17 protein-coding genes are annotated in these 24,543 nt (G+C 61.5%); 11 read left to right on the plus strand and 6 right to left on the minus strand.

Features of this window, described 5'->3' with window-relative positions; translation table 11 throughout:
* The first annotated feature begins 47 nt into the window (after positions 1 to 47).
* Both BcanWU425_RS30505 and BcanWU425_RS30510 read left to right on the plus strand, forming a co-directional pair.
* The gene (locus BcanWU425_RS30505; RefSeq protein ID WP_085357448.1) at positions 48 to 1,190 is read left to right on the plus strand and encodes an alpha/beta hydrolase family protein; all 1,143 of its coding nucleotides are present in this window, start codon (positions 48 to 50) and stop codon (positions 1,188 to 1,190) included.
* 85 nt (positions 1,191 to 1,275) lie between these two features.
* Complete coding sequence (locus BcanWU425_RS30510) at positions 1,276 to 2,076, plus strand: transglycosylase SLT domain-containing protein (protein ID WP_085384931.1); 801 nt, start codon at positions 1,276 to 1,278, stop codon at positions 2,074 to 2,076.
* A gap of 232 nt (positions 2,077 to 2,308) precedes the next feature.
* Here the strand turns inward: BcanWU425_RS30510 and BcanWU425_RS30515 are convergent, their stop codons facing one another.
* The gene (locus BcanWU425_RS30515; protein WP_085349962.1) at positions 2,309 to 3,121 is read right to left on the minus strand and encodes a response regulator transcription factor; all 813 of its coding nucleotides are present in this window, start codon (positions 3,119 to 3,121) and stop codon (positions 2,309 to 2,311) included.
* Positions 3,122 to 3,367: 246 nt separating this feature from the next.
* Between BcanWU425_RS30515 and BcanWU425_RS30520 the strand changes: the two genes are divergently transcribed.
* Positions 3,368 to 4,216 carry an MBL fold metallo-hydrolase gene (locus tag BcanWU425_RS30520; RefSeq protein ID WP_085349963.1) on the plus strand — a complete coding sequence of 283 codons (849 nt, stop codon included), beginning with the start codon at positions 3,368 to 3,370 and terminating at the stop codon, positions 4,214 to 4,216.
* 30 nt (positions 4,217 to 4,246) lie between these two features.
* Here the strand turns inward: BcanWU425_RS30520 and BcanWU425_RS30525 are convergent, their stop codons facing one another.
* From BcanWU425_RS30525 to BcanWU425_RS30535, 3 genes are all read right to left on the minus strand, one after another.
* Positions 4,247 to 5,137, minus strand: a complete 891-nt coding sequence (locus tag BcanWU425_RS30525) for an aldose 1-epimerase family protein (protein WP_204513792.1) — start codon at positions 5,135 to 5,137, stop codon at positions 4,247 to 4,249.
* A gap of 74 nt (positions 5,138 to 5,211) precedes the next feature.
* Positions 5,212 to 6,624, minus strand: a complete 1,413-nt coding sequence (locus tag BcanWU425_RS30530) for a mannose-1-phosphate guanylyltransferase/mannose-6-phosphate isomerase (protein WP_204513791.1) — start codon at positions 6,622 to 6,624, stop codon at positions 5,212 to 5,214.
* Between the two features lie 24 nt (positions 6,625 to 6,648).
* Positions 6,649 to 7,656, minus strand: a complete 1,008-nt coding sequence (locus BcanWU425_RS30535; RefSeq protein ID WP_026233673.1) for an NAD-dependent epimerase — start codon at positions 7,654 to 7,656, stop codon at positions 6,649 to 6,651.
* Positions 7,657 to 8,037: 381 nt separating this feature from the next.
* Between BcanWU425_RS30535 and BcanWU425_RS30540 the strand changes: the two genes are divergently transcribed.
* From BcanWU425_RS30540 to BcanWU425_RS30570, 7 genes are all read left to right on the plus strand, one after another.
* Positions 8,038 to 9,123 carry a glycosyltransferase family 4 protein gene (locus BcanWU425_RS30540; RefSeq protein ID WP_085357614.1) on the plus strand — a complete coding sequence of 362 codons (1,086 nt, stop codon included), beginning with the start codon at positions 8,038 to 8,040 and terminating at the stop codon, positions 9,121 to 9,123.
* 162 nt (positions 9,124 to 9,285) lie between these two features.
* Positions 9,286 to 10,467, plus strand: coding sequence for a glycosyltransferase (locus tag BcanWU425_RS30545; RefSeq protein WP_210350951.1), 1,182 nt, complete (start codon positions 9,286 to 9,288; stop codon positions 10,465 to 10,467).
* Between the two features lie 34 nt (positions 10,468 to 10,501).
* On the plus strand, positions 10,502 to 11,848 hold the full coding sequence (locus tag BcanWU425_RS30550) for a glycoside hydrolase family 5 protein (protein WP_231188823.1): 1,347 nt from the start codon (positions 10,502 to 10,504) through the stop codon (positions 11,846 to 11,848).
* 27 nt (positions 11,849 to 11,875) lie between these two features.
* Positions 11,876 to 13,150, plus strand: a complete 1,275-nt coding sequence (locus BcanWU425_RS30555; protein WP_018458846.1) for a glycosyltransferase family 4 protein — start codon at positions 11,876 to 11,878, stop codon at positions 13,148 to 13,150.
* A complete protein-coding gene (locus tag BcanWU425_RS30560; protein WP_204513790.1) occupies positions 13,147 to 14,538 on the plus strand; it encodes a hypothetical protein in 1,392 nt (463 codons plus the stop codon). Before BcanWU425_RS30555 ends, BcanWU425_RS30560 begins: the two co-directional genes overlap by 4 nt.
* Before the next feature lie 478 nt (positions 14,539 to 15,016).
* Positions 15,017 to 18,928, plus strand: a complete 3,912-nt coding sequence (locus BcanWU425_RS30565; protein WP_204513789.1) for an RHS repeat protein — start codon at positions 15,017 to 15,019, stop codon at positions 18,926 to 18,928.
* Between the two features lie 194 nt (positions 18,929 to 19,122).
* On the plus strand, positions 19,123 to 20,280 hold the full coding sequence (locus BcanWU425_RS30570; RefSeq protein WP_204513788.1) for an acyltransferase family protein: 1,158 nt from the start codon (positions 19,123 to 19,125) through the stop codon (positions 20,278 to 20,280).
* Positions 20,281 to 20,296: 16 nt separating this feature from the next.
* On the opposite strand, the gene BcanWU425_RS30575 is transcribed toward BcanWU425_RS30570, so the two are convergent.
* The gene (locus tag BcanWU425_RS30575) at positions 20,297 to 21,655 is read right to left on the minus strand and encodes a polysaccharide pyruvyl transferase family protein (protein ID WP_231188826.1); all 1,359 of its coding nucleotides are present in this window, start codon (positions 21,653 to 21,655) and stop codon (positions 20,297 to 20,299) included.
* Positions 21,656 to 21,674: 19 nt separating this feature from the next.
* Complete coding sequence (locus BcanWU425_RS30580; protein WP_085349969.1) at positions 21,675 to 23,132, minus strand: lipopolysaccharide biosynthesis protein; 1,458 nt, start codon at positions 23,130 to 23,132, stop codon at positions 21,675 to 21,677.
* Between the two features lie 295 nt (positions 23,133 to 23,427).
* Here BcanWU425_RS30580 and BcanWU425_RS30585 point away from each other — a divergent pair, with 295 nt between their 5' ends.
* On the plus strand, positions 23,428 to 24,525 hold the full coding sequence (locus tag BcanWU425_RS30585) for a glycosyltransferase family 4 protein (RefSeq protein ID WP_231190924.1): 1,098 nt from the start codon (positions 23,428 to 23,430) through the stop codon (positions 24,523 to 24,525).
* Positions 24,526 to 24,543: the final 18 nt, after the last annotated feature.

Here is a 24,543-nt window from a genome sequence, read left to right on the forward strand (position 1 = left end):
CTGGGATCATGCTATGGTCTTTTGATCGGGGCTTTTCGAGTCGGGGCATGACGCTGTTTCAGAGGCTCTTGGTTGTTCTGATGGCCTGGTTTGCGACGGCTGGCATCGTGCCCGATGCAATGGCCGCGGAGTTCTACACCGAGGACTTGCGTATCCCGATGGCCGAGGCCGGACCGCAGGGCCTGGAGGCGTTCCTGGTCCGGCCAGCCGGGACCAAGCGCTATCCGCTCGCGCTGCTCAGCCACGGCTCGCCGCGCAGTTTCGACGATCGCGCGACGATGTCCGCGCACAAATATTACGGCATCGCTCTCGAATATGCCCGGCGCGGTTTCGCCGCGCTGATCGTGATGCGGCGCGGCTACGGCACCTCGCCCGGCGGGCGCGTCGACAGCGTCGGCGGCTGCGCCAATGCCGCTTATCTGCCGGCGGCGGCGGTCGCGGTGGCGGATTTGCGCGCGGCGATCGAGGCGATGGTGCGCAGGGCCGACGTCACCACCTCGGGCATGATCGCGGCCGGCCATTCCGCCGGCGGGTTCGCCACTGTCGCCTTGACCGCGCAGGCGCCAGCGGGTCTCGCCGCCGCGATCAGCTTTGCCGGCGGGCGCGGCTCGCGCGACGATGACGACGTCTGCAATCCGAACGGGCTGGTGCAGGCCTTCGCCACGTTCGGCAAAACCTCCCGCGCGCCGATGCTGTGGGTCTACGCCGCCAACGATTCGTACTTCGGTCCCGACCTCGCGCGCCGCCTCCATGACGGATTTCGCGCCAGCGGCGGCAACGCGAAATTCGTCGCAGCGCCGCCTTACGGCGACGATGGCCACTATCTCTATTCGGTGGTGAGCCGTCCGCAATGGACGCCCTATCTCGACGCCTTCCTGCGCGAGCGAGGTCTCGGCCACGACGTCCTGAGCCCGCCCGATCCGCTGCCGCCGCCGGGCCAGCTCAGCGAGGCCGCGCGGGCCGAGTTCGCGCGCTATCTCGCCAGCACGATGCCGCACAAGGCTTTTGCGGTGTCGCCGAACGGCGGTTACGGCTGGCGTACGGGGCGCGCGACCGCCGACGACGCCCAGCGCGATTCACTTGGCGCCTGCACAAAATGGTCACCCACCTGCACACTCTATGCGGTCGACGACAAATTGGCCGGGGCTGCGCCAAGCACATCAACCGACCAGAGCTCGCGGTCGCGATAGCTTCATTGCGCCGCTGGCCGGTCGCGCCGTCCGAGCCAGGCCGCCAGAAAATCGGTTGTTAACTCGAAAGATATAATACATGTCCATGCTGCGGGATCGAACACACATCAATGCCCGCGCGGCGTGGACACACGTTGCGATCGCTGTGCTTTGGTTGGCATCCACCTCCGTGCACGCTCAGGGCAGCGCTCTGAACGCCGCGGAACCGGCGTTGGCGGCTGGCGGTCACGATGCAGATCTCGGCGCTGGAGAGACGCCGGCCTCGCGGGCGGCGATTCGAAAAATTATCGAAAGAGAAACGGCCAGGACCGATCTGCCCGCCGACATCGCGGAGGCCGTCGTCTTCGTTGAAAGCGGATACAATCCGGGCACCATTGGCGCCGTCGGCGAGATCGGCCTCATGCAAATTCGACCCGAAACGGCAGCGATGCTCGGATTTCGGGGACATAACGCAGAGCTCGCAGAGCCCGATATCAACATCCACTATGGCGTTCTCTATCTGAGCCGCGCATGGCGCCTGGCAGGCGGGGACCTTTGCCGCGCCCTGATGAAATATCGAGCCGGTCATGACGAGGAGTCCATGACGCCGCGCTCCCAGGTTTATTGTCATCGCGCCCGTAATCGTCTTGTCTCTATGAACTCGATGAATGTGGGAAACCAGGCTGCCGCCGTCCCAGATGTGGCACCGGCGCCAACTCCGGCGCCCACCGTCTTGAAGTCAGCGCACAATCAAAAGAGACCGGCGCAGCCGAAGGACGTTTACGCACGTTACCGTCAAGGCACGGCGGTCGCGAGCAGGGCATACTGGGCGGCACAGGAAGCCCGGGTCCGCATCATCAAGGCTCGCGTCGAAGCCAAGTGGAAACGGATCGCATCACGCCAATAGAATTAGAGTCGCCTGCCTTGAGACGAGCAGCGATTGGACGAACGACATTTTTGAAACCGGACTTTGAAACCGAACCTGAATAGAGATCATGCACAATAGTTTGAGAGTTTTGTTTGCAATCTTCGCGACCGGCGCCGTGGCGCTGTCGGCCTTTCTCGCCATTCGGTTCCTGGTCGGCTTCAGTGGCTGAAGCCGACGGCTCAGCCGGCACCGTTTCGTGCTGCGCCCGGCTCTAGAGCCGTTCGCTCAGCGCGAGCTTGTAGCCGACCCCGGTGACCGTGGTGATGACGGGCGTGCCGCTGCCGACGAGCTTGCGGCGCAGCCTCGCCACCAAGGCATCGACGGTGCGGATGTCGACCTCGGCCTGGCGATTGCTGACGACCTCGATCAGATAGTCGCGGCTAAGCGGCCTGCCGTCGGCACCGACGAGCGCTGCGAGCAGGTCGAATTCGGCGCGCGTCAGCGCCACCGGCTTGCCGTCGCTGCCGAGCAGCTCGCGCCGCGTCAGGTCGATGATCCAGTCGCCGAAGGCGATCGAATTGTGGTTGCGCGCCGCCTTGCGGTCGATCGAGCGCCGCCGCAGCACGCTTCGCGCGCGCGCGAGCAGATCGCGCAGATCGATCGGCTTGGTGACGTAGTGGTCGCCCGCGACCTCGAGGCCGAGGATGCGATCGACGTCGGTGTCGCGGCGGGTCACGAAGATGATGCCCGCGTTGCTGGTCGCCTGGATCTCCTTGGCGAGATCGAAACCGTCGCCGTCGGGCAGCTGCACGTCGAGGAAGACGAGATCGGTCCGCGTCCGCAGCGCCTGGCGGCATTCCGCGCAGGAGCTGGCGCCGACCACGTCGAAATTGTTCTCGCTGAAATAGCCGACCAGCATCGTCCGCGTCACCGGATCGTCCTCGACGACGATCAGCCGCTCGCGGCCAGCGACACGCAATTCCTGGACTGCGGAATCAGCCACGATGTTGGATGTCCTGTGTGCTTGCGGGCCGACCTCGAAGCTCAGGTCGCCGAGCGCGCCGTCCTGTGAACGTACATTCACGACTGTTCGAGCCCCCTCGAATTGCCTGCTGCAATACTAGGCGCGTTATCGCGCCCAAACAACATTGGTCACGATCTGGCCGTATTAAGTATGAATTGGCCCACACTTCTCGTCCCGCGCATCATGTTCGGGAGCCCCGCACAAGCGGTTGTTGTGGGGGCTGACGGCCGTCCCACGGACGCTTGCCTCGCCAACCGCTTCAAATCTACTGTAACGCCCGAAAAGTCTGCCCCAGGAGGTGGCGCCATGGAAGTCATCCTGCTCGGCACCGGCGGCCCGCGCCCGGACCCGCGCCGCATGGCGACGACAACGCTGATCAGGCTCGGCGAGGAAAATATCCTGATCGATGCAGGCCGCGGCGTCATGGTGCAGCTCAACAAGGCCGGCGTGCCGCTCGGCTCCATCAACACGGTCTTTCTCACCCATCACCATTTCGACCACATTGGCGACCTCTACGACGTGATGCTCAATTCATGGATGCACGGGCGCAAGGACGATCTGCGCATCTATGGACCGCCGGATACCGAACGGCTCGTCAATACGCTGGTCACGCAGGTCTACGACAAGGACATCACCTGGCGCGATCAGGGCGAGCCGAGCTTCGGCGGCTGGAAACCTGTCGTCGCGACCGACATTATACCGGGCCCCGTTCTCGACACCGGGCGCTGGAAGATCAGTGCCGAACTCGTCTCGCATGGCGACGGCCTCGACATGTCGCCGGCCTTCCTCGCACGCTGGACGTGCCTCGGCTACCGCTTCGAGGCCGAAGGCAAGGTCATCGCAATTTCCGGCGATACGGTGCCGTGCCCCGGTCTCGAACGACTGGCTGAGGGGGCCGATCTGCTGGTCCAGTGCTGCTTTCTCGCCACGCCGGAGATCGACAACGAGCACCTGCGCCGGCTTGCGAAATTCACGATCGCCTGCGGCGATACAGTCGGCAAGGTCGCGGCCAAGGCCGGCGTTAAGAAGCTCGCGCTGACTCATCACCGGCCTCGCACCGATGATTCCATGCTGAATGCGCTGCTCGCGGATGTCAGGCGGGACTACGCGGGTCCTGTCGTGCTCGGCGAGGACCTCACGCGGATCGAGGTCTGAGAACTTGAGATGCGCGAAGGCCGTCCGGCCTCAGGACGATCCAACCTCAACCCGAAATGACAATTGCTCTTCCGTCCCGGGCGCGATGTGCATCAGGCCCGCCTTGTCAGTGAATTCGCCGTCGAAGCCGGCGGGACTGGCATAGCCGCGCCAGGGCTCGATGCAGAGGAACGGCGCGCCCGACGGTTTCGACCAGACGCCAAGCTCGCGAAAGCCGCGCCATGATATTTTCAACCACGGCCCGGTGGACGCGCCCTGCTCCGCGGCATAGCGGACCGAAGTGCTCGCGATCCGATCGAAGATGATTGCGTCGTCGACGAACAGGGATTCTGACAGGGGCAACACGGAGCCTTGGACCGGGCTCGGCTCCGTTGCCGGACGCAGCAAGCCGCCGTCGAGACGGCGGACGGGGGATGGCTCTGCGTTCGCGAAGCTCAGCGCGTAACTCTCCTTCGCCAGTCCTGGTTGCAGCGGCCAGTTGAAAGCGGGATGGCCGCCGAGCGAGGCCGGCAACATCTCCTTGCCGGTGTTCGCGACCACGAGTGAAAGATCGAGACCGGATTCGTCGAGCGCATAGGTCGCCGTCAGGCGGAACGCAAAGGGGTAGAGCGCGCGCGTCGTCTCGCTGTCTTCGAGCACCAGGATACAGCGACTTTCGCCACGTTCCACCCACGCAAAGCGGCTGTCACGCGCGAAGCCGTGCTGGGTCATCCGGTAGGTCCTGCCCCGGTGCCGCAATTCGTCACTGGCGAGACGCCCGACGATCGGAAACAACAGCGGCGCATGGCGCGGCCAGGCCGCCCCCGCCTGCCAAACGAACTCGATGCCGGCATCGCTCGCCAGCGAACACATCTCCGCGCCTTGCGCCTTGATGGTCGCGGCGAGCCCGCCGCAGCGGATTGTGTGCGTGTCGTCGGTCATAGTAGCCTGCTCCGATCATCGCAATTCGCAGGACAATTTCTAAATGTTCGCGGAATGTTGGAGCGACATTCTGCTCAAGAGCGCTGATAGTCGTCTTCAATCCGGATGATGTCGTCTTCCCCGAGATAGCTTCCAGTCTGGACCTCGATCAGCTCCAGCATGATTTTACCGGGGTTCTCCATCCGGTGTACCGCGCCCATCGGGATGTAGATGGACTCGTTCTCGTGCACACTTTTGACGGTCTCGTTGACGGTGACGCGGGCTGTGCCGCGGACCACGATCCAGTGCTCGGCGCGATGATGGTGCTTCTGCAGCGACAGACGCCCGCCCGGCTTCACCACGATGCGCTTGACCTGGTGGCGCTCGCCATTGTCGACCGACTGGTAGCTGCCCCAGGGCCGATGCACCTTGAGGTGCTCCTCGGTGACCTTCGGTGCGACCGCCTTGAGTTTCGTGACCAGCCGCTTGAGCCCGTTGGCATCCTTCTGACGCGAGACCAGCACTGCGTCCGCGGTCGCGACCACGATGAGATCGTCGACGCCTTCGAGCGCGACCAGCGCAGCATCGGTGGTGACGTTGCAATTGCGGCTATCCTCGAACACCGCACTGCCATGCGACGCATTGCCTTGCGCGTCCTTGTCCGACAATTCCCACACTGCGTGCCAGGAGCCGACGTCGGACCAGCCGCACGACACCGGCACCACCGCTGCGCGCGCGGTCTTCTCCATCACCGCATAGTCGATCGAGATCGCCTTGGCCGCGCCGAACGCCTCGGGCTCCAGCGTCACGAAGCCGAGATCGCGGCCGGCATTGGTCACGGCATTGGAGATGGTCTCCACGCTCGCCGCATCGACCTTGCGGTATTCGTCGAGCAATACGCTGGCCGGGAACATGAAGTTGCCGCTGTTCCAGAGATAGCCGGAATTGAGGTAGTCGGCTGCCTTCACCGCATCCGGCTTCTCGACAAAGCGCGCGACCGCGTGCACCTCGCCGGAGATGACCTCGCCCGGGCTGATATAGCCGTATTCGGTCGCCGGCCGCTCCGGCTTGACGCCGAAGGTGACGATGCGCCCGGCGCTCGCGGCGGTGAGGCCCTGGCGGCACGCCGCGACGAACGCGGCATTGTCCTGCACCACGTGGTCGGCGGCGAGCGCGAGCACGATCGCCTCACTCGAGCGGTTCTGCGCAAACACCGCGCCGGCTGCGATCGCAGGACCGGAATCGCGCCGCATCGGCTCGAGGATCACGTCGGCCTCGATGCCGATTTCCGCGAGCTGCTCCAGCACCATGAAGCGATAGGAGGCATTGGTGATGACGATCGGGCGATCGAACAGCGAGGCCTCGGAGACGCGGAGCAGCGTGTCCTGGAAGGTCGAGCGCGTGCCGAACAGCGGCAGGAACTGCTTGGGGCGCACCTCGCGCGAAGCCGGCCACAGCCGCGTTCCGGCACCGCCGCACATGATCAGGGGGATAATTTTTTGGGACACGTGTGAGCTACTCAAGAGAGGGGTTTATACGCGGTGATAATTTCGGTACCATTCGACAAAGCGGCCCAAGCCATCCGCCAGCGGCGTCGAGGGCGTGAAGCCGACGTCGCGTTGCAGGGCCGAAATGTCGGCGCGCGTCTCGAGGACGTCGCCTGCCTGCATCGGCAAAAGCGTGCGGATCGCGGGCTTGCCGATGATCTTCTCCAGTGTCTCGACGAACTCGATCAAATCGACCGAGCAATTGTTGCCGATGTTATAGACGCGATACGGCGCATAGCTCGACGAGTTTTCCGGCTGCTCGGCGTTCCACGCGGGATTCGGCGTCGCGGGGCGATCGAGGGTGCGGATCACGCCCTCGACGATGTCGTCGACATAGGTGAAATCGCGCCACATATTTCCATTATTGAAAAGCTTGATCGGCTCACCCGCAAAGATCGCGCGCGTGAAGAGCCAGGCGGCCATGTCGGGCCGGCCCCATGGACCATAGACAGTGAAGAAGCGAAGTCCGGTCACCGGCAGCTTGTGAACATGTGCGAACGTGTGCGCCATCAGCTCGTTGGCCTTCTTGCTCGCGGCATAGAGGCTGACCGGATGATTGACCGAATGCTCGGTCGAATACGGCAAGGTGCGATTGGCGCCATACACGGAGCTCGACGAGGCGTAGACGAGATGCGCCAGGCCGTGGCGCCGGCCCGCTTCGAGCACGGTGACGAAGCCATCACAATTGGCGCGGATGCTGGTGATGGGATCGTCGATCGATGCGCGCACGCCGGGCTGCGCCGCAAGGTGCACCACGCGGTCGGGCGAGACCTCGTCGAACACACGCGTCACCGCAGCGAAATCCGCCAGGTCGATCTCGTGGAACGTGAAAGCCTCATGCTTGAGCGTCTCGAGGCGAGCGCGCTTGAGCGCGGGATCATAGTAAGGGGTCACTGCGTCGATGCCGACAACTCGTTCCCCGCGCGCAAGCAAGCGCTCACAGACATGCATGCCGATGAAGCCGGCAGCGCCGGTAACCACCACGGGGGCCAAAATAAACTCCGTTGTCCGTCCTCATATACCGCATTGCCAGACTGAACCGGTAGAGGCAAGGGTTCAGCATTGGAGAACAGCCCCCTCGCATCGGCAAGCTTAATGCCGGGCGCTTCGGATGTCAGCCTTCCCCAAGTTAACCAGACGGGAGCGCCCTCTGCCTGCCGACGCAACATCAGGCGCGCGTCCATAAAAGGCTCCCGGCTGCCCGGCAAGACTTTCAACAAGTGTTCCCGGGGAGCGCCGAACGAACAGCGCGATCACTACCGATGCCGTCATAATTTCGTGCCTTCGGGCTGCTTCTTTCCGTGCTCACATTTGGTTCGAAAGCACAAATCGCGACCCACGCGTTGTGGCATCGACAACCCGAACGGCACAAAATTGAAGCTTTTCATCAACGGCCGCTTTCTCTCGCAAAAGCTGACCGGCGTTCAGCGTTATGCCGCCGAACTGGTCAAAGCGATCGATGCGTTGCTTGCGTCCGACCAATCGCCCGCTGCCCTCAGAGGAGCCGAGTGGCAATTGCTCGTGCCGAGCGAGACGAGCGAAGCGATCAATCTCGCCCACATCAAGGTACGCAAGATAGGACGGCTGAGCGGACATGCCTGGGATCAGATTGAACTTGCGCGCGCCGCCGCTGGAGGTCGCCTGATCAGTCTGGCCAATGCCGGACCTGTGTTTCATGGCGATCATATCGTCGTCATCCACGACGCACAGGTCTTCCGCCGGCCCGATTTCTTCAATTGGCGCTATTTGGCCGTCCACCGCACGATGGGCCGCCTGCTTGCACGGCGGGCCACGATCGCGACCGTATCGGCCTTTTCTCGCAATGAATTGGCTGCAATGCTTGGCCTTTCGAAAACGGACATTCCGATATTCCCCAACAGCGCGGAGCATTTCGCGTCCACAACGCCTGATCACGGTATTCTCGAACGATTAGGGCTTCAGCCGGGAAAATATTTTCTCTTTGTCGGCTCCAGAACCAAGAACAAGAATCTCGCCGTTGCAATCGAGGCGGCGCGGCTGCTCGAACGAAAGGACGTTCCCCTCGTCATTGTCGGCGGAGATAACAGCAAGGTATTTCAAGACAATCTGGGCGAGAGCGAATCGGGCCTGCTTCTGGCAGGACGCCTGGCGGATGGCGAGATTGCAGCTCTGTATGCGCACGCTCTGGCGTTTGTCTTTCCCTCTCTATACGAGGGCTTCGGTGTACCGCCACTTGAAGCCATGATCTTCGGCTGTCCGGTCATAGCCTCGACGGCTGACGCGGTGATGGAAACGTGCGGCGAAGCAGCTGCTTATTTTTGCGCCAACGATGCTCAAGCGCTGCAACAGCTTATGCTCGAAAGGTTGGCAATCGGCGCAATCTCTGATCAGGAGCGCCGAAAGCAACAAGATCGTCTTGCATTATATTCGTGGCAAGACTCGGCGCGAGCACTGTTGGATTTTCTCGCGTCGCGCGCATAGCGGCGACAACGGCCGCCATCCAACGAGTTCCGTGTGTACGTTCGACTTCGAAGCAAGAGAGCTTCGACATCGCGGCGCAACAACACCACACCGCTGCCCAAATCTCGCTATGGATTGGATGGATTGTGATCGCATCCGTTGATGCTCAATTAAGGATGCGCCATGTCGATCTTCCCAACTCAATCTTCCGCAAGGCAGGCGGTGAAGGTGCTGCATGTCGCGGAAACCATCCGGGGTGGGATAGCGAGCTACCTGAACGAATTGCATCCGCAGCAGCAAGCGAGCTTCGGCGCGGAGAACGTGCACTATGTTGTGCCATCGGATCATCGCCACGACCTCGTCGGAATCGATGACAGCCAGATCACGACCTTCGACAGATCGGGCCGCAGCATCGCCGGACTATTTCAGATGCTGCGGGCGAGCATGCAGGCGCTCGACGCCTTCAAACCCGACGTAATGCATCTCCATTCGTCGTTTGCCGGACTCGTTCTCAGGCCCGCGTTGGCGGCTCGTTCCGAAGGTCCTCGCGTCGTCTATTGCCCGCATGGCTGGGCGTTCTCGCGAGAGACCGGCCGCCTGAGCCATCTGGCGGCAAAAGCTGCAGAGACTCTTCTGGCCCGCACGTCGGATCGTATCATCTGCATTTCCGGCGATGAATTCAATGAAGCGGTCCGGGCGGGAATTCCGACCGACCGTCTGACCCTGGTGCACAATGGCATCTCCAAGAGCCGCCCACTGCCGTACGGCGCTGCGACAGATTGGACTTCAAAGAAGGCCAAGGTCCTTTTCATTGGCCGTCTTGATCGACAAAAGGGCTTCGACCTCCTGATCGAGGCCGCACGATCCCTCGAAGATGTCCTGGATGTTCGCATTGTCGGCGCCTCCGTGGTCAACAAGTTCGACGGAGCTGCGGTTCCCGCCAACGTCTCGCTGCTAGGCTGGCTGGATCGTCAGCAGATCGAGGCTCAGCTGGAGGCGGCCGATCTCGTCGTCATCCCGTCACGATGGGAGGCCTTCGGCCTCGTCGCTCTGGAAGCGATGCGCGCGGCCAAGCCCATCCTGGCCTTCCACAGCGGAGCGCTGCCTGAAATCGTCGTTGACGGCGTCACCGGCGTGCTTTGCGAACCTGTTGCGGTTCAACCTCTCATCGACGGCTTCCGACGGATGCTCGATCTGGATCTCAAGGTCCTGGGGCAACGCGGCTACGATCGCTTCAAGCAGTTTTATGACGTCCAGAAGACACACCGCCAATTGCATCAGGTCTATGTCGAACTCCTCGACGACAACAAGAGCGGAGTCGAGCAGAACGTGGCACTGCAATCGGACCTCTCGAAGCCTTTTTGAGGTGAGTTGCGGCAGGCGAGAAATGATGACGGGTATGATCCAGGCGATGGCAGGCCACCGCACCTTGGGTCGCAACAGGCTGCTCTGGATGGCGAGCCTCATCGCGTCTGTTTCTCTGTCTGTCCCGGCATGCGCTCAACAGGCTCAGACGCTTGAAAGCAGATTCCTGTTGGGTATCGGCACCCATCAGGGACTGGGAGGGCCGGTCAGTTCGCGAGGCTACGTGCCCTCCGTGAACGTCAGCCAGATCAAGCAACTGGGCTTTAACGCCTTCCGCGACGATTTTCCCTGGTCTGATTTCGAATTGCCGGGACGTCGGATGGGCTTCACGCCGCGGTTGGGCAGGCTCGACGCGCAGGTTCAGTCCGGCATCGCCCGGCCGCTCCTCATCCTTGCATTTGGTCATCACCTCGTGCCGAACTCGTCGCCTCCGACGACGGACGAAGCCCGGCAGCGGTTCGCGGACTATGCGGCAGCGGCCGCGCGATCGGTCGCGCCGCAGCGCCCGATCTTCGAACTCTGGAACGAGTGGAATCTGGCAGCCAAGAAGGACCCTTCATTCTCAGCCGACAACTACCTGGCCCTCGCGAAGGTCGCACGGCCCGCGGTCAAGCAGGCGGTGCCGAATGCACCTTTCGTCGTCGGCGCGATCGGCGACGATCCCGGTTGGACGTGGACGGAGAAGATGCTGCAAACCGGCATCCTTCAATACGCCGATGGCGCCTCGATTCATCTCTACAATTTCTGCATGGCGCCGGCGAAGCGCAATTCGGCCGAGATTATCGACCGGCTCACGGCGTTCCATCGACTGGTCGGCCAAGCGAGCGGCAATCCCGACTTCCCCATTTACGTGACCGAGACTGGCTGGACCACGGCTGCGAACAAATGTGGTGTCAGCGAGCAGGCTCAGGCCGATAACACGGCACAGCTCATCCTGTGGGCCTCGACAGCGGCGCGCTGGCTCAAGGGGATGTGGATCTATGAGCTCAAAAATAGTGGTCAGAATCCAGCCGAGCTGGAGGACAATTTTGGCCTCTACGGTTTCGACAATTCGCCCAAACCCGTAGCCTGCGCGGCGCGTGGCGCCTGGGCATTCGTCCGTTCCACTCTAACCGCCGAACGAAGAAGCCTTGCCAACGGGGTGATGTCGATCGGAGCATCCTCGACCACCGGCGGCAAGATCGCGGTCTGGTCCGAGGATCCGGATCGACGCTACGAGGTCCGGATCAGAGGCGATCTGCCAGGCGCGACTTTCGCGGCCCCCTGCGATGCAACTGCAAGGCCAGCCTCCGGGATCTGGCTGCCGGTTTCGAGCACGCCGGTCCTGATCGCCGCCAATAATGACGCCATTCCCGCACTGGATATACGGCCGGCACGGTAATCGGATCGGCACAAAGAGGTTGACGCGATGAAGATCCTTTTGACATCCACGCTTTATCCGACCCCGCAGGCACCAAAGATCGTCGGCGGAGCAGAGATCTTCGCGCGGAGATTTGCCGAGGGCCTGGCTCAGCGCGGCGACGAGGTCGAGGTGGTGCGCGCCGCATCCGCACCCGAGCAGGGCCGTGAATTATGCAACGGTATCAACGTCTATTCCGCACCGGTGCAAAACGTCTATGCGCCGTTCACGGAGCAAAAGAACGTCGTGAAACGAAGCATCTGGCATGCGATCGACGATTGGCAGATCCAGGCCCCGATGATCGCGGAGCGCATTCGCGCTTTCAAGCCGGACGTTCTGCATTCCAATAATTTATCGGGCCTGACCACGGCGATCTGGCGGGTAGCCGCCAAGCTCGGAGTTCCGGTCCTGCATACGCTTCATGATTATTATTTGACGTGTCCACGCTGTTCCCGCTTCGACAAGGGCCGCTCCTGCGAACACACCTGTACGAGCTGTGGGATCCTGACGTACCACCGCAAACGGGCGACGCATTGGCTCGATGCCGTGGTCGGCGTCAGCGAGCGCGTCCTCTCCATTCACACCGATATGGGCATGTTTGCCGAGACCCCAATCCGCACCGTCATCCGCAATGCCTCGACCGAGCCGCCGCGCTCACCCTACCCGCGGCCTGTCTGCACGACGGAAGTGACATTCGGCTTCATCGGACGGATCACCGAGGAGAAGGGCATCGACAATCTCATGCGAGCGCTGGCCATGCTGCCGCCCGATCGGATCCGGATGATGATTGCCGGCCGCTTGGGCGATCAGGAACAACAGCGCCTGAGAGCACTGGCGCCGCATGCACGGGTCGAGTTCATGGGATTCGTGTCTCCCGATGAATTCTACAGGCAAGTCGACGTCGTGGTCGCTCCGTCCATCTGGCACGATCCCGGCCCGCTCGTCGTCGCCGACGCCAAGGCGGCGGGCAGACCGCTGCTCGGTACGCACTTTGGCGGCATGCCGGAGGCGATCGAGCATGGCGTAACCGGGTGGTTGACCGAAGCAGATCCACAATCCCTGGCCACGAGCATGCGCGAAATCGCCGCGGACCCGCACAAGATCGACGAGATCAGCCGTCGGCTTATCGCCGACACGAACAAGTGGATCTTTTCCGACGTATTGTCGTCGTACAAGAACCTGTATGAACAACTGCGTCAGCGACGGATGTCGTCCGTGCGCCCGGCAATAGCCGGGGTACCACAAGCGCATGCGGTGGCAAAGAGTAGCTTCATTCCGAGATGACACGTCTCTTCGCGATCGCCGGCTACGTTTACCAAAGCGCAGCAGCGATCATCCTGATCTTTGTGATCAGTCACCTGCTGCCTGCCGCCGACTACACCAATTATTCTCTCGCAATGGCCTCGAGCCAGTTGCTCTGCGTCCTCATGTTCGAGTGGCTGCAGCTCGCGGGGCTGCGCTTTCTTGCGGCCGCCAAGGAGAGCGAGGCTGCTCGACTGAGATCGTCGCTCTTTGCGGCGGCCCTCATGAGCGCCGGCGCGCTCGTTGCGGTCGGGAGCTGCGCCTCCTTGATCAGCGGCCTCACGCCACGGCTGGTCGTCCTCGGCCTGAGCGTGGCCGTGCTTCAGGGCTCGACCGATTTGTACTTCTTGTCGGTACGACTGTCGAACCGGCTGGGAACCGCCTCCTGCCTTCTTGCCTTGCGTGCGACAGCGCTTTTGGGCGGGGCCGTCTCGGGCGGAATGATCTCAGGCACGGCCGAAGCGACGCTGCTCGGCATCGCATTGGGTCACCTGCTTGGGCTCCTTGCCGGTCTCATCGCATATCGCACGCCGCTGGATCGCGTGTCGCTGCGAACAATGCTGGCTGACTGGAAGGACTTCTCGCGTTACGGCATGCTTGCAGCCGGCGCGTCCGTGATCCATTTGTCCGTGCCGGTTCTGCTTCGTATCATCGTCGTCGGGCGACTCGGCGCCACAGGAGCCGGTGCAGGATTTTCCATTGCGCTCGACCTGCTGCAACGTCCCTTCTGGGTCCTCAATGCGGCGATCCACACCGTGAGTTATCCTGAAGTGGTCAATGATTTCGAGCACGGGAGCGCCACGACGTCGAGACAATCGGCGCGGCACATGTTCGAGTTCATGATCTGCACGACCCTGGTCCTGCTGGGCGGGCTTGTCGCCTTCATTCCGGACGCGGCCCGCATCCTGGTCCCGCGGGAGAGCGTCGAGGGCTTCCTGGCGACAGGGCCGGCGGTCGCTGCTTTCTACTTCCTCCATACCCACCTGCAGGCGACGATCGCGGTCGTTCCCCACCTGGAAAAGCTCGCGACCAGGCTCGCCCTCGTTGCTGCCGGGCAGCTTGCAATGGTTGCGGCGTTCTCCCTGGTTGCCGTCTGGGCCGGCCTGTCACCCCAAGCGGCAGTCACCTGCGCCTCGATCGCCACGCTCGCGGCGATCTTGGCCGGGCTTGGCCCTACCCTCAGGTTCGATGCGTTCCCGCGCTGGCCCTTGGTGCTTCAGGCGCTCGCAGCCGCCATTCTGATCGGATCGCTCAGTCATGCGCCGAGCGAACCGGCGGCGTGGCTTGCTGGAAAGATCGTCATCGCCGCAATCGCCACGGCGGCGGTCGGCTGGCGCGGAAACTTTCTCCTCCTGGCTCGCCCGAGCTGATCTGTCGACCGGTCTCTTGCAAACCTTCTTTGGAGCTAGATGCGCCCTTGACGCTCTGCCCGCGTCCGCGAAGTTCCTACCGTGGAACTCTCTACTTCGCTTCAAAATGCGGCGAAGTGACTGACAACCAGTACGAGAAATGAGTGATTTGCTCGTGCTGGCAAAATTCTACCAGCGCATCGGGTCGACCTGACAGTTTCACCGCTCCGCGCCCCAAGTCACATGCATCATTGAAGCGCGACATGCGCATAGATTCAGCAGTGAAACCTTGCGAATTCTTGGAAGCGCCATGTTGAGGTCATGCTGCGTCGGCACGACATCGTTATTGTCTTGAATCAGAGTCGAGCTGTTCCTGCGAGGAACTGCTGATCGCTCTCGATTTGTAGCTCCGATTTTTATCTGAAATTCACACTCGATCGAGAAGGTTGAACGCAAATCCCTGCGAGCAATTTCGTTCGCGTAGAAATTCGAGTGTGAAATGTCGTCAGATCAAACCGTCCTCTCCGCAAGCGGCTTCATCAACTCCATCGGCGTCAACACGCATGCCGGCTTCGGGTGGACCGACTACAATAACCTCGCGTTGATGGTCGATGACCTTAAGTATCTCGGTGTCACCCATCTCCGCGACGCAATGGGAACCAGCCCCGCCGCACAACCGGTCGTTGAGGGGCTGGCGGCTGCCGGCTACAAGTTCGACTTCCTGGTATCCTCCGCCCTGCCCCAGCTGGGTGCGGCCGGCCTTCAGAAGTATATCGTGTCGCTCGAGAAGTTCTTGGCGAGCCATCCGGGCAGCATCAGCGCCATCGAGGGGCTCAACGAGGCCAATCACCAGCCCTTCAGCTACAATGGCAGCTCGAGCCTTGGCGCCGCGGCCCAGTTCCAAAGCGCGCTCTATCAGGCGGTCAAGGCAGACGGCACGCTTTCCAGCATTCCCGTCTTCAATCTGTCGCTCGCCTACAACGATCCCCAGGGCTACAGCCAGCTCGGCAACATGTCGGGCTCGGCCGATTTCGCCAATGCGCATGCCTATGTCAGCACCAGCTTGACGACCAGCAGCTCACTTGCTGCCACCTTGAGCGCCGTCTCGACCGCGGCGCCGGGAAAGCCCGTCGTGATTACGGAGACCGGCTACACCACCCAGGCCAACACCCAATATCTCGGAGTCGACGAGACGGTGCAAGCCAAGTCGGTCTTGAACACCCTGGTCGATGCCTACAAGGCTGGCGTGAGTGCGACCTATCTCTACGAGATGTTCGACCGCGACTCGTCCGCCAGCAACACCAATCCCGAAGCCAACTTCGGCTTGTTCAACTCCGATGGAACGCCAAAGCTCGCCGCGACGGCAATTCACAACCTGACGAGCATTCTGGCCGATGACGGCAAGGGCGGCCTGCAGCCGACTAATCCATTGAACTACACGCTGAGCAACATGCCGGCCTTGGGCAACAGCATGGTGCTGGGCAAGAGCAATGGCGCCTACGAGCTTGTCGTTTGGGCGGAGCCGAAGCTCTGGAATGATGCGGCCGATGCCGAGATCTCCAATCCGGCCCAGACGGTCACGGTGAATCTTGGCGGCATGCATCATTCGGTCAAGGTGTACGACACGCTGACGGGAACTACCGCGATCGCGAGCTACACCGACGTCAGCACGATTACGATTCCGGTCAGCGATCACCCGCTGATCATCGAGATCGACGCGCCCGCGACCACCCCGATTCCGCCTGACACCCGAACCAGTGTCAGCGGTACGGCTGCCGAGATCGTGCCGCAACTGTCCGACCTGAGCACGTCGACGGCGCTTCAAACCATCACGCTAACCGACTCGCATGTCCTCCCCGTCGCTTCGAAAGCGACGATGGACTATATGATCGCGCATTACGGCAGCGCACTGTCCAAGATCCAGGGCGGCCATTCCTTCTCCGTCACGAACTCGGCCGCGACCTGGAGCAGCACGAAAACCTATGACGCCAGCGGCAACCTCCTGTCGAAAGCGGACACCGGCCTGAACGCAAGCGGACTGCCTATTTCGACCACGATCGGCTACACCGACGGGTCCAAAGACGCGATCGGCTACACCGGTGGCATAAAGACCACCTCCGTCCATTTCGCTACCGACGGCACCAAGACCACCGATACATACAACACCACCGGCACGCTTCTCAGCGAGGTCGTGCAAAAGTCAGACGGCTATTATTCGACGACCATCTACACCAACGGCGTGAAGACCACGGTCTATGTCAAGAACGCCGACCACACCCAGGACAACTATACCTACAACATCAAGGGGCAGAGCTACACGAGCCAGGTCCAGCACCTCGATTCGACCGGCAAGGTCACGTCTGTGGTCCGCAGCCATGCCGACGGCTCGCTCGATTCGACACAGGTCTACAACGGCGATGGCAGCAGCGTGATCACCACCTATAGCGCCACGGGGGTCAAGCTGGTCGAGACCGACTACCATGCCGATCGCAGCAAGGACGTCTGGACCTACAACATCAAGGGCCAGAACTATGCGACCGAGCACGACGTTTACGATACGACCGGCTTTCTCACGACCCTGACGCGCCTCCACACCGATGGCAGCCTGGCGTTCAAGCTGACGCAAACGACCGACGGCACCAAGACGACCGATTGGTACAATGCCGCCGGCGGCCTCACCAGCGAAGTCGTCCAAAAGGCCAACGGTTTCAGTTCGACGACGCTCTACAGCAACGGCGTCAAGACCAACGCCTATGTCAAGAATGCCGACGGCAGTCAGGACAATTACGCCTATGGCATCACCGGCCAGAGCTACAGCACGCTGATCCAGCACGTCGATCCCTCCGGCAAGGTCACGGCCGTGACCCGCAAGCATGCCGACGGCACGCTCGACTATACGCAAATCATCAACAACGACGGCAGCAGCGTCGTCACCAACTACAACGCAGCCGGAACGAGGACGAAGGAAACCGACTACAACGCCGATGGCAGCAAGGATATCTGGCTTCTCAACATAACCGGCCAGACCTACACGACCGAGCACGACATCTACGATGCGGCGGGCTTCCTCACCTCGCTGGTTCGCACGCACGCCGATGGCAGCCTGGCTTTCAAACTGCAGCAGGGCAGCGACGGCACCAAGGTCTCGGACTGGTACGACGCCAGCGGCATCCTCACCAGTGAGGTCCTGGAGAAGACGAGCGGCTACAGCGCAACGACGATCTACACCAACAGCGTCAAGACCGCGGCCTACATCACCAATGCGGACCAGAGCCACGACAATTACAGCTACAATATAACAGGTCAGAGCTATACCACGCAGTACCAGCACCTCGACCCCTCCGGTGTCACGACCGAAGTGGTCCGCACGCATGCCGACGGGTCGCTCGACTACAGCCAAGTCGTCAATAGCGACGGCAGCAGCGTGGTGAGCAACTACAATGCCTCCGGCGTCAAGATGACGGAGACCGATTACCACGCCAACGGTTCGAAGGACGTCTTCCAGTTCAATATCGTGGGCCAGACCTACACGACCGAGCACGACAGCTACGATCCGACCGGCTTCCTCACCAACATCGTCCGCACCCACGCCGATAGCAGCCTTGCCTTCACGCTTGTCCAGAGCTCAGACGGGACCAAAATCTCGGACTGGTACGACGCCAAGGGCGTTCTGACCAGCGAGGTGACGACGAAGATCGACGGCTATAGCTCCACGACCGCCTACACCAACGGTGTCAAGACCGCCGCCTACATTACCAACGCCGATGGCACGTCGGACAATTGGAGCTACAACATCAAGGGGCAGTCCTACACCACGCAGCATCAGCACCTCGATGCCTCCGGGCATATCGTCGAGCTTACCCGGACCCACGCCGATGGCACCCTGGACTATACCCAGGTCATCAACAACGACGGCAGCAAGCTGACCGACATCTACGACGGCTCCGGTTCCAAGACCCAGGAGATCGCCAACAACGCCGACGGTTCGAAGGACGTCTTCCTGTTCAACTTCAACGGACAGGCCGGCACGACGCAACACGAGAACTACAATGCGGCCAACGCACTCCAGTTCTTCGACGCCACCAAAACCGATGGCTGGCACAACGTCACGGCGGTGGCGAGCGGCGTGACGATCCAGGGCGGGGCCGGCAACGACCTGTTCTCGGCGGCGCCGAGCTCGACCACGATCGTCTACGATCACGGCCAAGACCAGATCGTCAACTTCCAGGCCGGCAACGCCGCCACTCACGACGTGATCGAGATCTCGAAGCTCCTCGCCCAGGACTATAGCCATCTGCAAATCACGCAGTCTGGCGCGAACGCCCTGGTCACGCTTTCGGCCAGCGACTCGATCCTCCTGAAGAACGTCAACGTCGCCAGCCTGACCAGCCACGATTTCCTGTTCGTCTGACCACGGCGAACATCTCAGGCGCCGGGACTAGCTCAGGCAAGTTCCGGCGCCGTTCAATAATTAGGCGGCTGCCTTGTCGCGAGGCATAAGCCGCATAACGGCTATTCCGCCTGCCGTCGAACGCGGCCCAGCGAACTTGCGTCACAATTCACCGCTAAGCAGCAGGTAGCGTCACGCAAGGAATTCGACACACGATGGAAGCCAATGAAGCCAGACGGTTCGTCGTTCTCGACTTCTATCGTTTCGTTGCCGCTCTCGGCGTCTTCATTTTCCATCTGAAGACCATCGACAGCGGCATCGCACCGGTCTGGAACGGATCTTATGGCCTTTTCGTGGACATGTTCTTCATCTTGTCCGGGTTCGTGATCTCCTATTCCTATCCGTCTGACGCGCGTGGTCTCAAGGCATATGCCCGGTTCATGATCCGCCGCATTGCGCGGATCTATCCGCTGCATCTTCTGACTTTACTCGTGTTCGTATTGCTGATCGGATTCGGTCTGGACCGATCGGCGAGGTCGACGCCGCTGGACTTCCTGTACAACCTCGTGCTGCTTCAAGCCTGGGGCGTTACCGATCATTTGAGCTTCAACTCTCCGTCCTGGTCGATCAGCGCGGAATTCTTCTGCTATCTGATCTTTCCGCTGCTTATGCTGCTTGCACGCAAGGTCCATCCGCTGGTGCTGGCCGCCATCGTCGCTGCGCTCTATCTGGTCCTGGCCCACGGCCATTTGCCGATCTGGCAAGAACGATCGCAGATGTATGGAGCCAATTATGACTACGGGATGCTCCGTGCGCTGCCGAGCTTCTTGAATGGAATCCTGCTCGCCATATTGTTCAGGTTGTCGCACCCGTATCGGCACAAGCCGGTCGTCTTCGCCGGCATCGCCCTGTTCGGGATCTCCGTGCTTGTCCTGAACATCTTCGCCAAGCCGGATCTGGCCATCATTCTGTTCTCCTGCGCGATCCTGCTCACCGCCGTCGGGGAGAGCGCTTTCGTGCAAATTCCGGGCAGCCGCCTCCTCGGGCGGCTCGGCAACACTTCATATTCGATCTACATGCTGCACGACGCCGTCCTCATCGCCGTATTCAAGCCGTTGTGGGCGTCGCTTGGTCTGCGTCCGGATCAATTTGGCCTCTTTGCTCTCGCGTGCTGCGCGATCCTGACCATCATCGCCGATCGCACCTATGCCTATTTCGAGAACCCGGCGCGGCGGCTGATCAATCGTGGGGCCGACATCGGATTTGGATCGCCGCGCAAAGTGCAATCGTCCGCCAAGACGCCTGCCACCAACAAGACGTCTGTCACCAAGACGTCCGTGCGTTTCGACGAGACGGAGCAGGCCGCCAACTGACGTCCGCCCGCTTCCCTCAGGCGACCTTACCGTCGGACACCGCGTCAACCGACATCAAACCATCGCCCCGCAGCGGAGCGATGTTGGCGCGCGACAGCTCCATGACTGCCGGCAGCATATTGCGGACCTGCGCGCCGGCCGTCTTGTAGGCGCCGAGGAACCTCAGCAGAAACTTCTCGAGATTGTCTCCCGCGAGCAGTTGCTCAGGTGAGAGAAGAAGCGATTCGCTCACACCGAAATGAGCGAACAGGCCCTGGAACTTGTCTTGGTATGTGATCGCCGCAACCGGCGTTCCCTGTCCGAGAGCCGCAATCGCAAGATGCATGCGGCCGGTGACGACGCCGTCCACCAGACCGACGACTGCCTTGATCTCGCTCGCTGACAGCACGTGCTCGACATGATGAACATGGTTGCCCAGCGCTGCGCTCAGGCGACCGGCCAGCGGTCGAAGGCAATTGTCGTCGGCGATCTCCGGACGATAGTCGTGCGCGAGCAACACCCAGCTCGCGTTATGCTCTCGAGACATGCGCTCGATTGCGCTCGCCGCGAGTTCGATCATTCGCCGTAGCTTGGCCGGCTCGGATTTCCTGAACAACATCGGGTGGATATTGAAGACAAAGACGTCGCGTCCCTGCCTGCGCTGCTCCGCAATCGCGGCCGCAATCTGCTTCACAGCCGCGGTCTCCGCCTGTGGCACCAGCATGAATGCGGAATCAGCGACGAGGTGCGCACGATTCGGGGCGAACTCTTTGAAGCGCTGAAGAGATAGTGCATCGCGCAAATTCAAGACCACGCCGGGATCGAGCAGCCGAAACACCTCGCGCAACGCCTTGGCCGGACGGGAGTTGAAGCTGAATCCGAGCACGCTGACCTTGGCGCCGCACGCTGCCATGAGATCGGCGACGAGCAGCATGCGAGCGGCGTCCACGGGGGAATAGTAGCCGTCCAGCACGTCTGCCCCCAGAACCATTCCGAAATCCGGCCTGGTGAGAGAAAGCTCCTGCGCCACCGTCATATAGGAAAACGGCTGCCTCCAAAATTCGAGCGGCTTGAACCCCATTGCGCGCACTTCCGCGCTTGCCGCTTTGGTGGCGGTGACAATGTAGACCTCGATGGGATGGGCCTGCTTCATCTCGCCGACGGCCGCCTCGATCATGGCCTCATCGCCGCGCGACTGATGAATGCTCCAGGGGTCGGACGGGAGCAGGACGAGCCGGCGCGGGTTGTTGCGCGGCGCGGCACTGCCGCCGATAGCCTTCCTGGCGATCTGCCACCTGCGCAACTCGAGCAGATCGACCGCAAAGGGCGTGTTCTTCGCGCTGTTGAGCCAGCCTCGGAGATGCTTGCGAACGGGTACCGGAATCAATTGCTTCACGACGTCTTCCTCGTCTTCATCAGGCGGTCGCACCACGCTTCACGACGAAAGCGATCAGGGAGAACAGCTGCTTTCGCCAGAACAGCAAGATGCTCATCAGATAGGTCGCCCCGAAACATGTCGAGAGCAGTCCTATCCGCAAATAGGGATTCATGTCCGGGGTCGCTTCGCGGCATAGCGCAACTGCGCCATAAGCCAGAAGGATGGCGCAAAGACAGCCTGCGACGGGCCGCAGAAACTGGTTCCAGCTCAGGCCCAGCAGCCTGAGCGCCAGCGCGAACGTCACGGGCGTCACCACGAGCTGCGCGACAGCGAAGATGGTGGCCAGCTGACCAATGTCGTGCGACGGCAGCAGGAACATGGCGGGGACCACCGTGGCGAATTTGAGAATGTTCAGCAGGAAGACGTAGTTGGGCTTGCCCATGGCGCCAAAATAGGCGCTGTTCACGAACTGCACCGTCTGAATCGCGCCGATGAGCATCAGCGGCCTCATCACTGCTTCGCTGCCGGCCCATTTTGAGCCGAACAGCAGCAGGGAGAACTCCGGCGCGATCGCCGCCAGGAGCACAAAGACCGGAGAGCCAATCAGTGCTCCGAGGCTGACGCTTCGCAAATAGGCGTCGGCAATACGGTGACGCTCATGCGCGATCTTGGACAGTGCGCTCAGCGCGACGTCCATGACGGCCTGTGTCAGCAACTGCATCAGGATGATGTAGACTCGCGCGCCCACCGTATAGATGCCCAAGGCCGCGACGCCATAAAGCGACAGGATGATCATGTCGATCGTACGCACGATGGCGAAGTCCAGCAGCCTGTTCGACACGACGTGGATGCTGTAGCCGGAGAGTTCGCGCAAGCTCTTCAGATCGTAGCCGCGCATCGGGAGCCATCTGGGCTGGCTCCAGAGCCACAGGCCGCTGACCGCACTCTGAACGACCACCTGGATCACGAGACTGAGGGCACCGAACCCGGCATAGGCACAGGCGATCCCGACCACTCCGGAGATCGCGGTCGCCACCATGGTCCTGAGCGCAAGCACACGAAAATCCATCTGGCGCTTGTAGAGCGCCTCCTGGAACAGCGTGGCGGTACCGATCGGAAGCGAGAGGCTCGCAGCCGTCAAGAGCGGCGCAAGTCCCTTCACGTCGAGCCAACGCTCGATATCGGTCGCCAGCAGGGCGATGAGAACGGCAAGGAGGACCGATGCCGCCAGTGAGCAGAAAAATGGCAGTGTCACGTCCGCAGGCTCGAGCGTGCGTCGCTGGATCAACGCGTCACCGAACCCGAATTCGGAAATGGAGCTCAGGAGCAGCAGGATGAAGCCAACCAGCGCGGCAAGACCGAAATCCGCAGGATTGAGCAGCCGCGCCAATATCAAGAACAGAACAAACGACAGCGCACGGCCGCCCCAGTTCTGCGCCAGCGACCACAACAACGCGACCACGACCTGATGTTGTTTGCCCGGAGTGACGTTCATCAAAAAATCGACCCAATTCCGACAGATCCAATCACAATCGCCCGCTAGACAAACAGGGAATCGATGACCGCGCGTGACATCGCCCTTTTCCACTCCGTCCCGATGGCGGCAGCAATCGCGCAGCAGTACGACGACGTTATGGCAATCAGATGAGCACCATCTATCATCCGATTTAGCGTGGAAGTGAGTTCAAATCGTGGACTACACTCCAACCGGCTCAGCGATGTGATGCAAAATGGATGCCTTGATGAATTCGCCTACCACCGCCTTCAATCGCAACTCCAGGCGCTTGCGCGTGGCGATCTACGCGCCGCATTTTGCAGAATATTCCTACCGGCTCGCGTCGGGCTTGGCGCGCCATTGCGATGTTCGCCTCGTCCTCAACCGCAAGGATGCGAACCAGCAGTGGGAACTGGCCGATATCGCGGTGACGACACCCTTCAACACAAGGATCCGCGATTTGAGCCTGCGCCGCGCCGGCGCCATCGGCATTCCAGCTTCATTCATGGACATAATTTCGTTTCGTCCAGACGTGGTTCATTGTCACGAAGTTCCGGAAGTCTACACATCCAAGCTGATCCAGTTCCTGCGTCCGCTTGGAATCCCGCTGGTGCTGACCGTTCACGACGCAATTCCTCATTCGGAAGGCGGCTCGGGCACCTCTCCGCGCGAGGACGGCTGGCGCGCGCGCATGCGCGCGGCAGCGTCAGTCGTCACGACGCACGGCGAGAGCTGCATTGCAGATTTCCGCCATGCGTCGCCGGACTTTAATGGAGAAATCGTCTCCAGCATGCACGGCGTGCTCATGGTGCCCCCGACGCGCGCCGCGGCCATCGAACCCGAATCTGCACGAATCCTGTTTTTTGGGCGGATGTGGGCTTACAAGGGGTTGGACATCTTCATCGATGCGATCGACCTGCTGGACCGGCGCGGCGTGGCGCACGAAGCGATCGTCGCGGGCCGCGGTCCCGAGATGACGCGGCTCGGCGCGCGCATGGAGGCCATGCCGACGGTCAAAACGATCGATGCCTATATCTCGCCCGAGGATACGGGACAATTATTTCAGTCTGCGACCGTGGTCGCCCTGCCCTATAAGGATGCGACGCAGAGCGGCGTGCTGGCGTCTGCTTACGGGAATTCCCGTCCCGTCGTCGCCAGCGCCACCGGTGGCATTCCTGACGTCGTGACAGACGGCGTGAACGGGCTTCTGGTCCCGCCTGGTAATGCTGCCGCCTTGGCCGATGCGCTCGAACGCGTCCTGACCTCGAAATCGCTTACCGCGACATTGACCGACGGTGCACGGCAGACAGCGGCGGGCCAGTTGAACTGGGATCGCATCGCCGATGGCCTGTTGCCATCCTACCGCAAGCTTGCCGGCCGTACCGTGAGCTGATCGTGACTTATATTGCGA

Source organism: Bradyrhizobium sp. WU425, assembly GCF_021052305.1.
Lineage (GTDB): Bacteria > Pseudomonadota > Alphaproteobacteria > Rhizobiales > Xanthobacteraceae > Bradyrhizobium > Bradyrhizobium canariense_D.

Excerpts from the sequence above, each read along its gene's own strand:
- BcanWU425_RS30525 (WP_204513792.1), bottom strand. The coding sequence starts at position 5,137 with ATGACCGACGACACGCACACAATCCGCTGCGGCGGGCTCGCCGCGACC.
- BcanWU425_RS30580 (WP_085349969.1), bottom strand. The coding sequence starts at position 23,132 with ATGAACGTCACTCCGGGCAAACAACATCAGGTCGTGGTCGCGTTGTTG.
- BcanWU425_RS30545 (WP_210350951.1), top strand. The coding sequence starts at position 9,286 with ATGTCGATCTTCCCAACTCAATCTTCCGCAAGGCAGGCGGTGAAGGTG.
- BcanWU425_RS30510 (WP_085384931.1), top strand. The coding sequence starts at position 1,276 with ATGCTGCGGGATCGAACACACATCAATGCCCGCGCGGCGTGGACACAC.
- BcanWU425_RS30505 (WP_085357448.1), top strand. The coding sequence starts at position 48 with ATGACGCTGTTTCAGAGGCTCTTGGTTGTTCTGATGGCCTGGTTTGCG.
- BcanWU425_RS30555 (WP_018458846.1), top strand. The coding sequence starts at position 11,876 with ATGAAGATCCTTTTGACATCCACGCTTTATCCGACCCCGCAGGCACCA.
- BcanWU425_RS30550 (WP_231188823.1), top strand. The coding sequence starts at position 10,502 with ATGATCCAGGCGATGGCAGGCCACCGCACCTTGGGTCGCAACAGGCTG.
- BcanWU425_RS30565 (WP_204513789.1), top strand. The coding sequence starts at position 15,017 with ATGTCGTCAGATCAAACCGTCCTCTCCGCAAGCGGCTTCATCAACTCC.
- BcanWU425_RS30560 (WP_204513790.1), top strand. The coding sequence starts at position 13,147 with ATGACACGTCTCTTCGCGATCGCCGGCTACGTTTACCAAAGCGCAGCA.
- BcanWU425_RS30520 (WP_085349963.1), top strand. The coding sequence starts at position 3,368 with ATGGAAGTCATCCTGCTCGGCACCGGCGGCCCGCGCCCGGACCCGCGC.
- BcanWU425_RS30570 (WP_204513788.1), top strand. The coding sequence starts at position 19,123 with ATGGAAGCCAATGAAGCCAGACGGTTCGTCGTTCTCGACTTCTATCGT.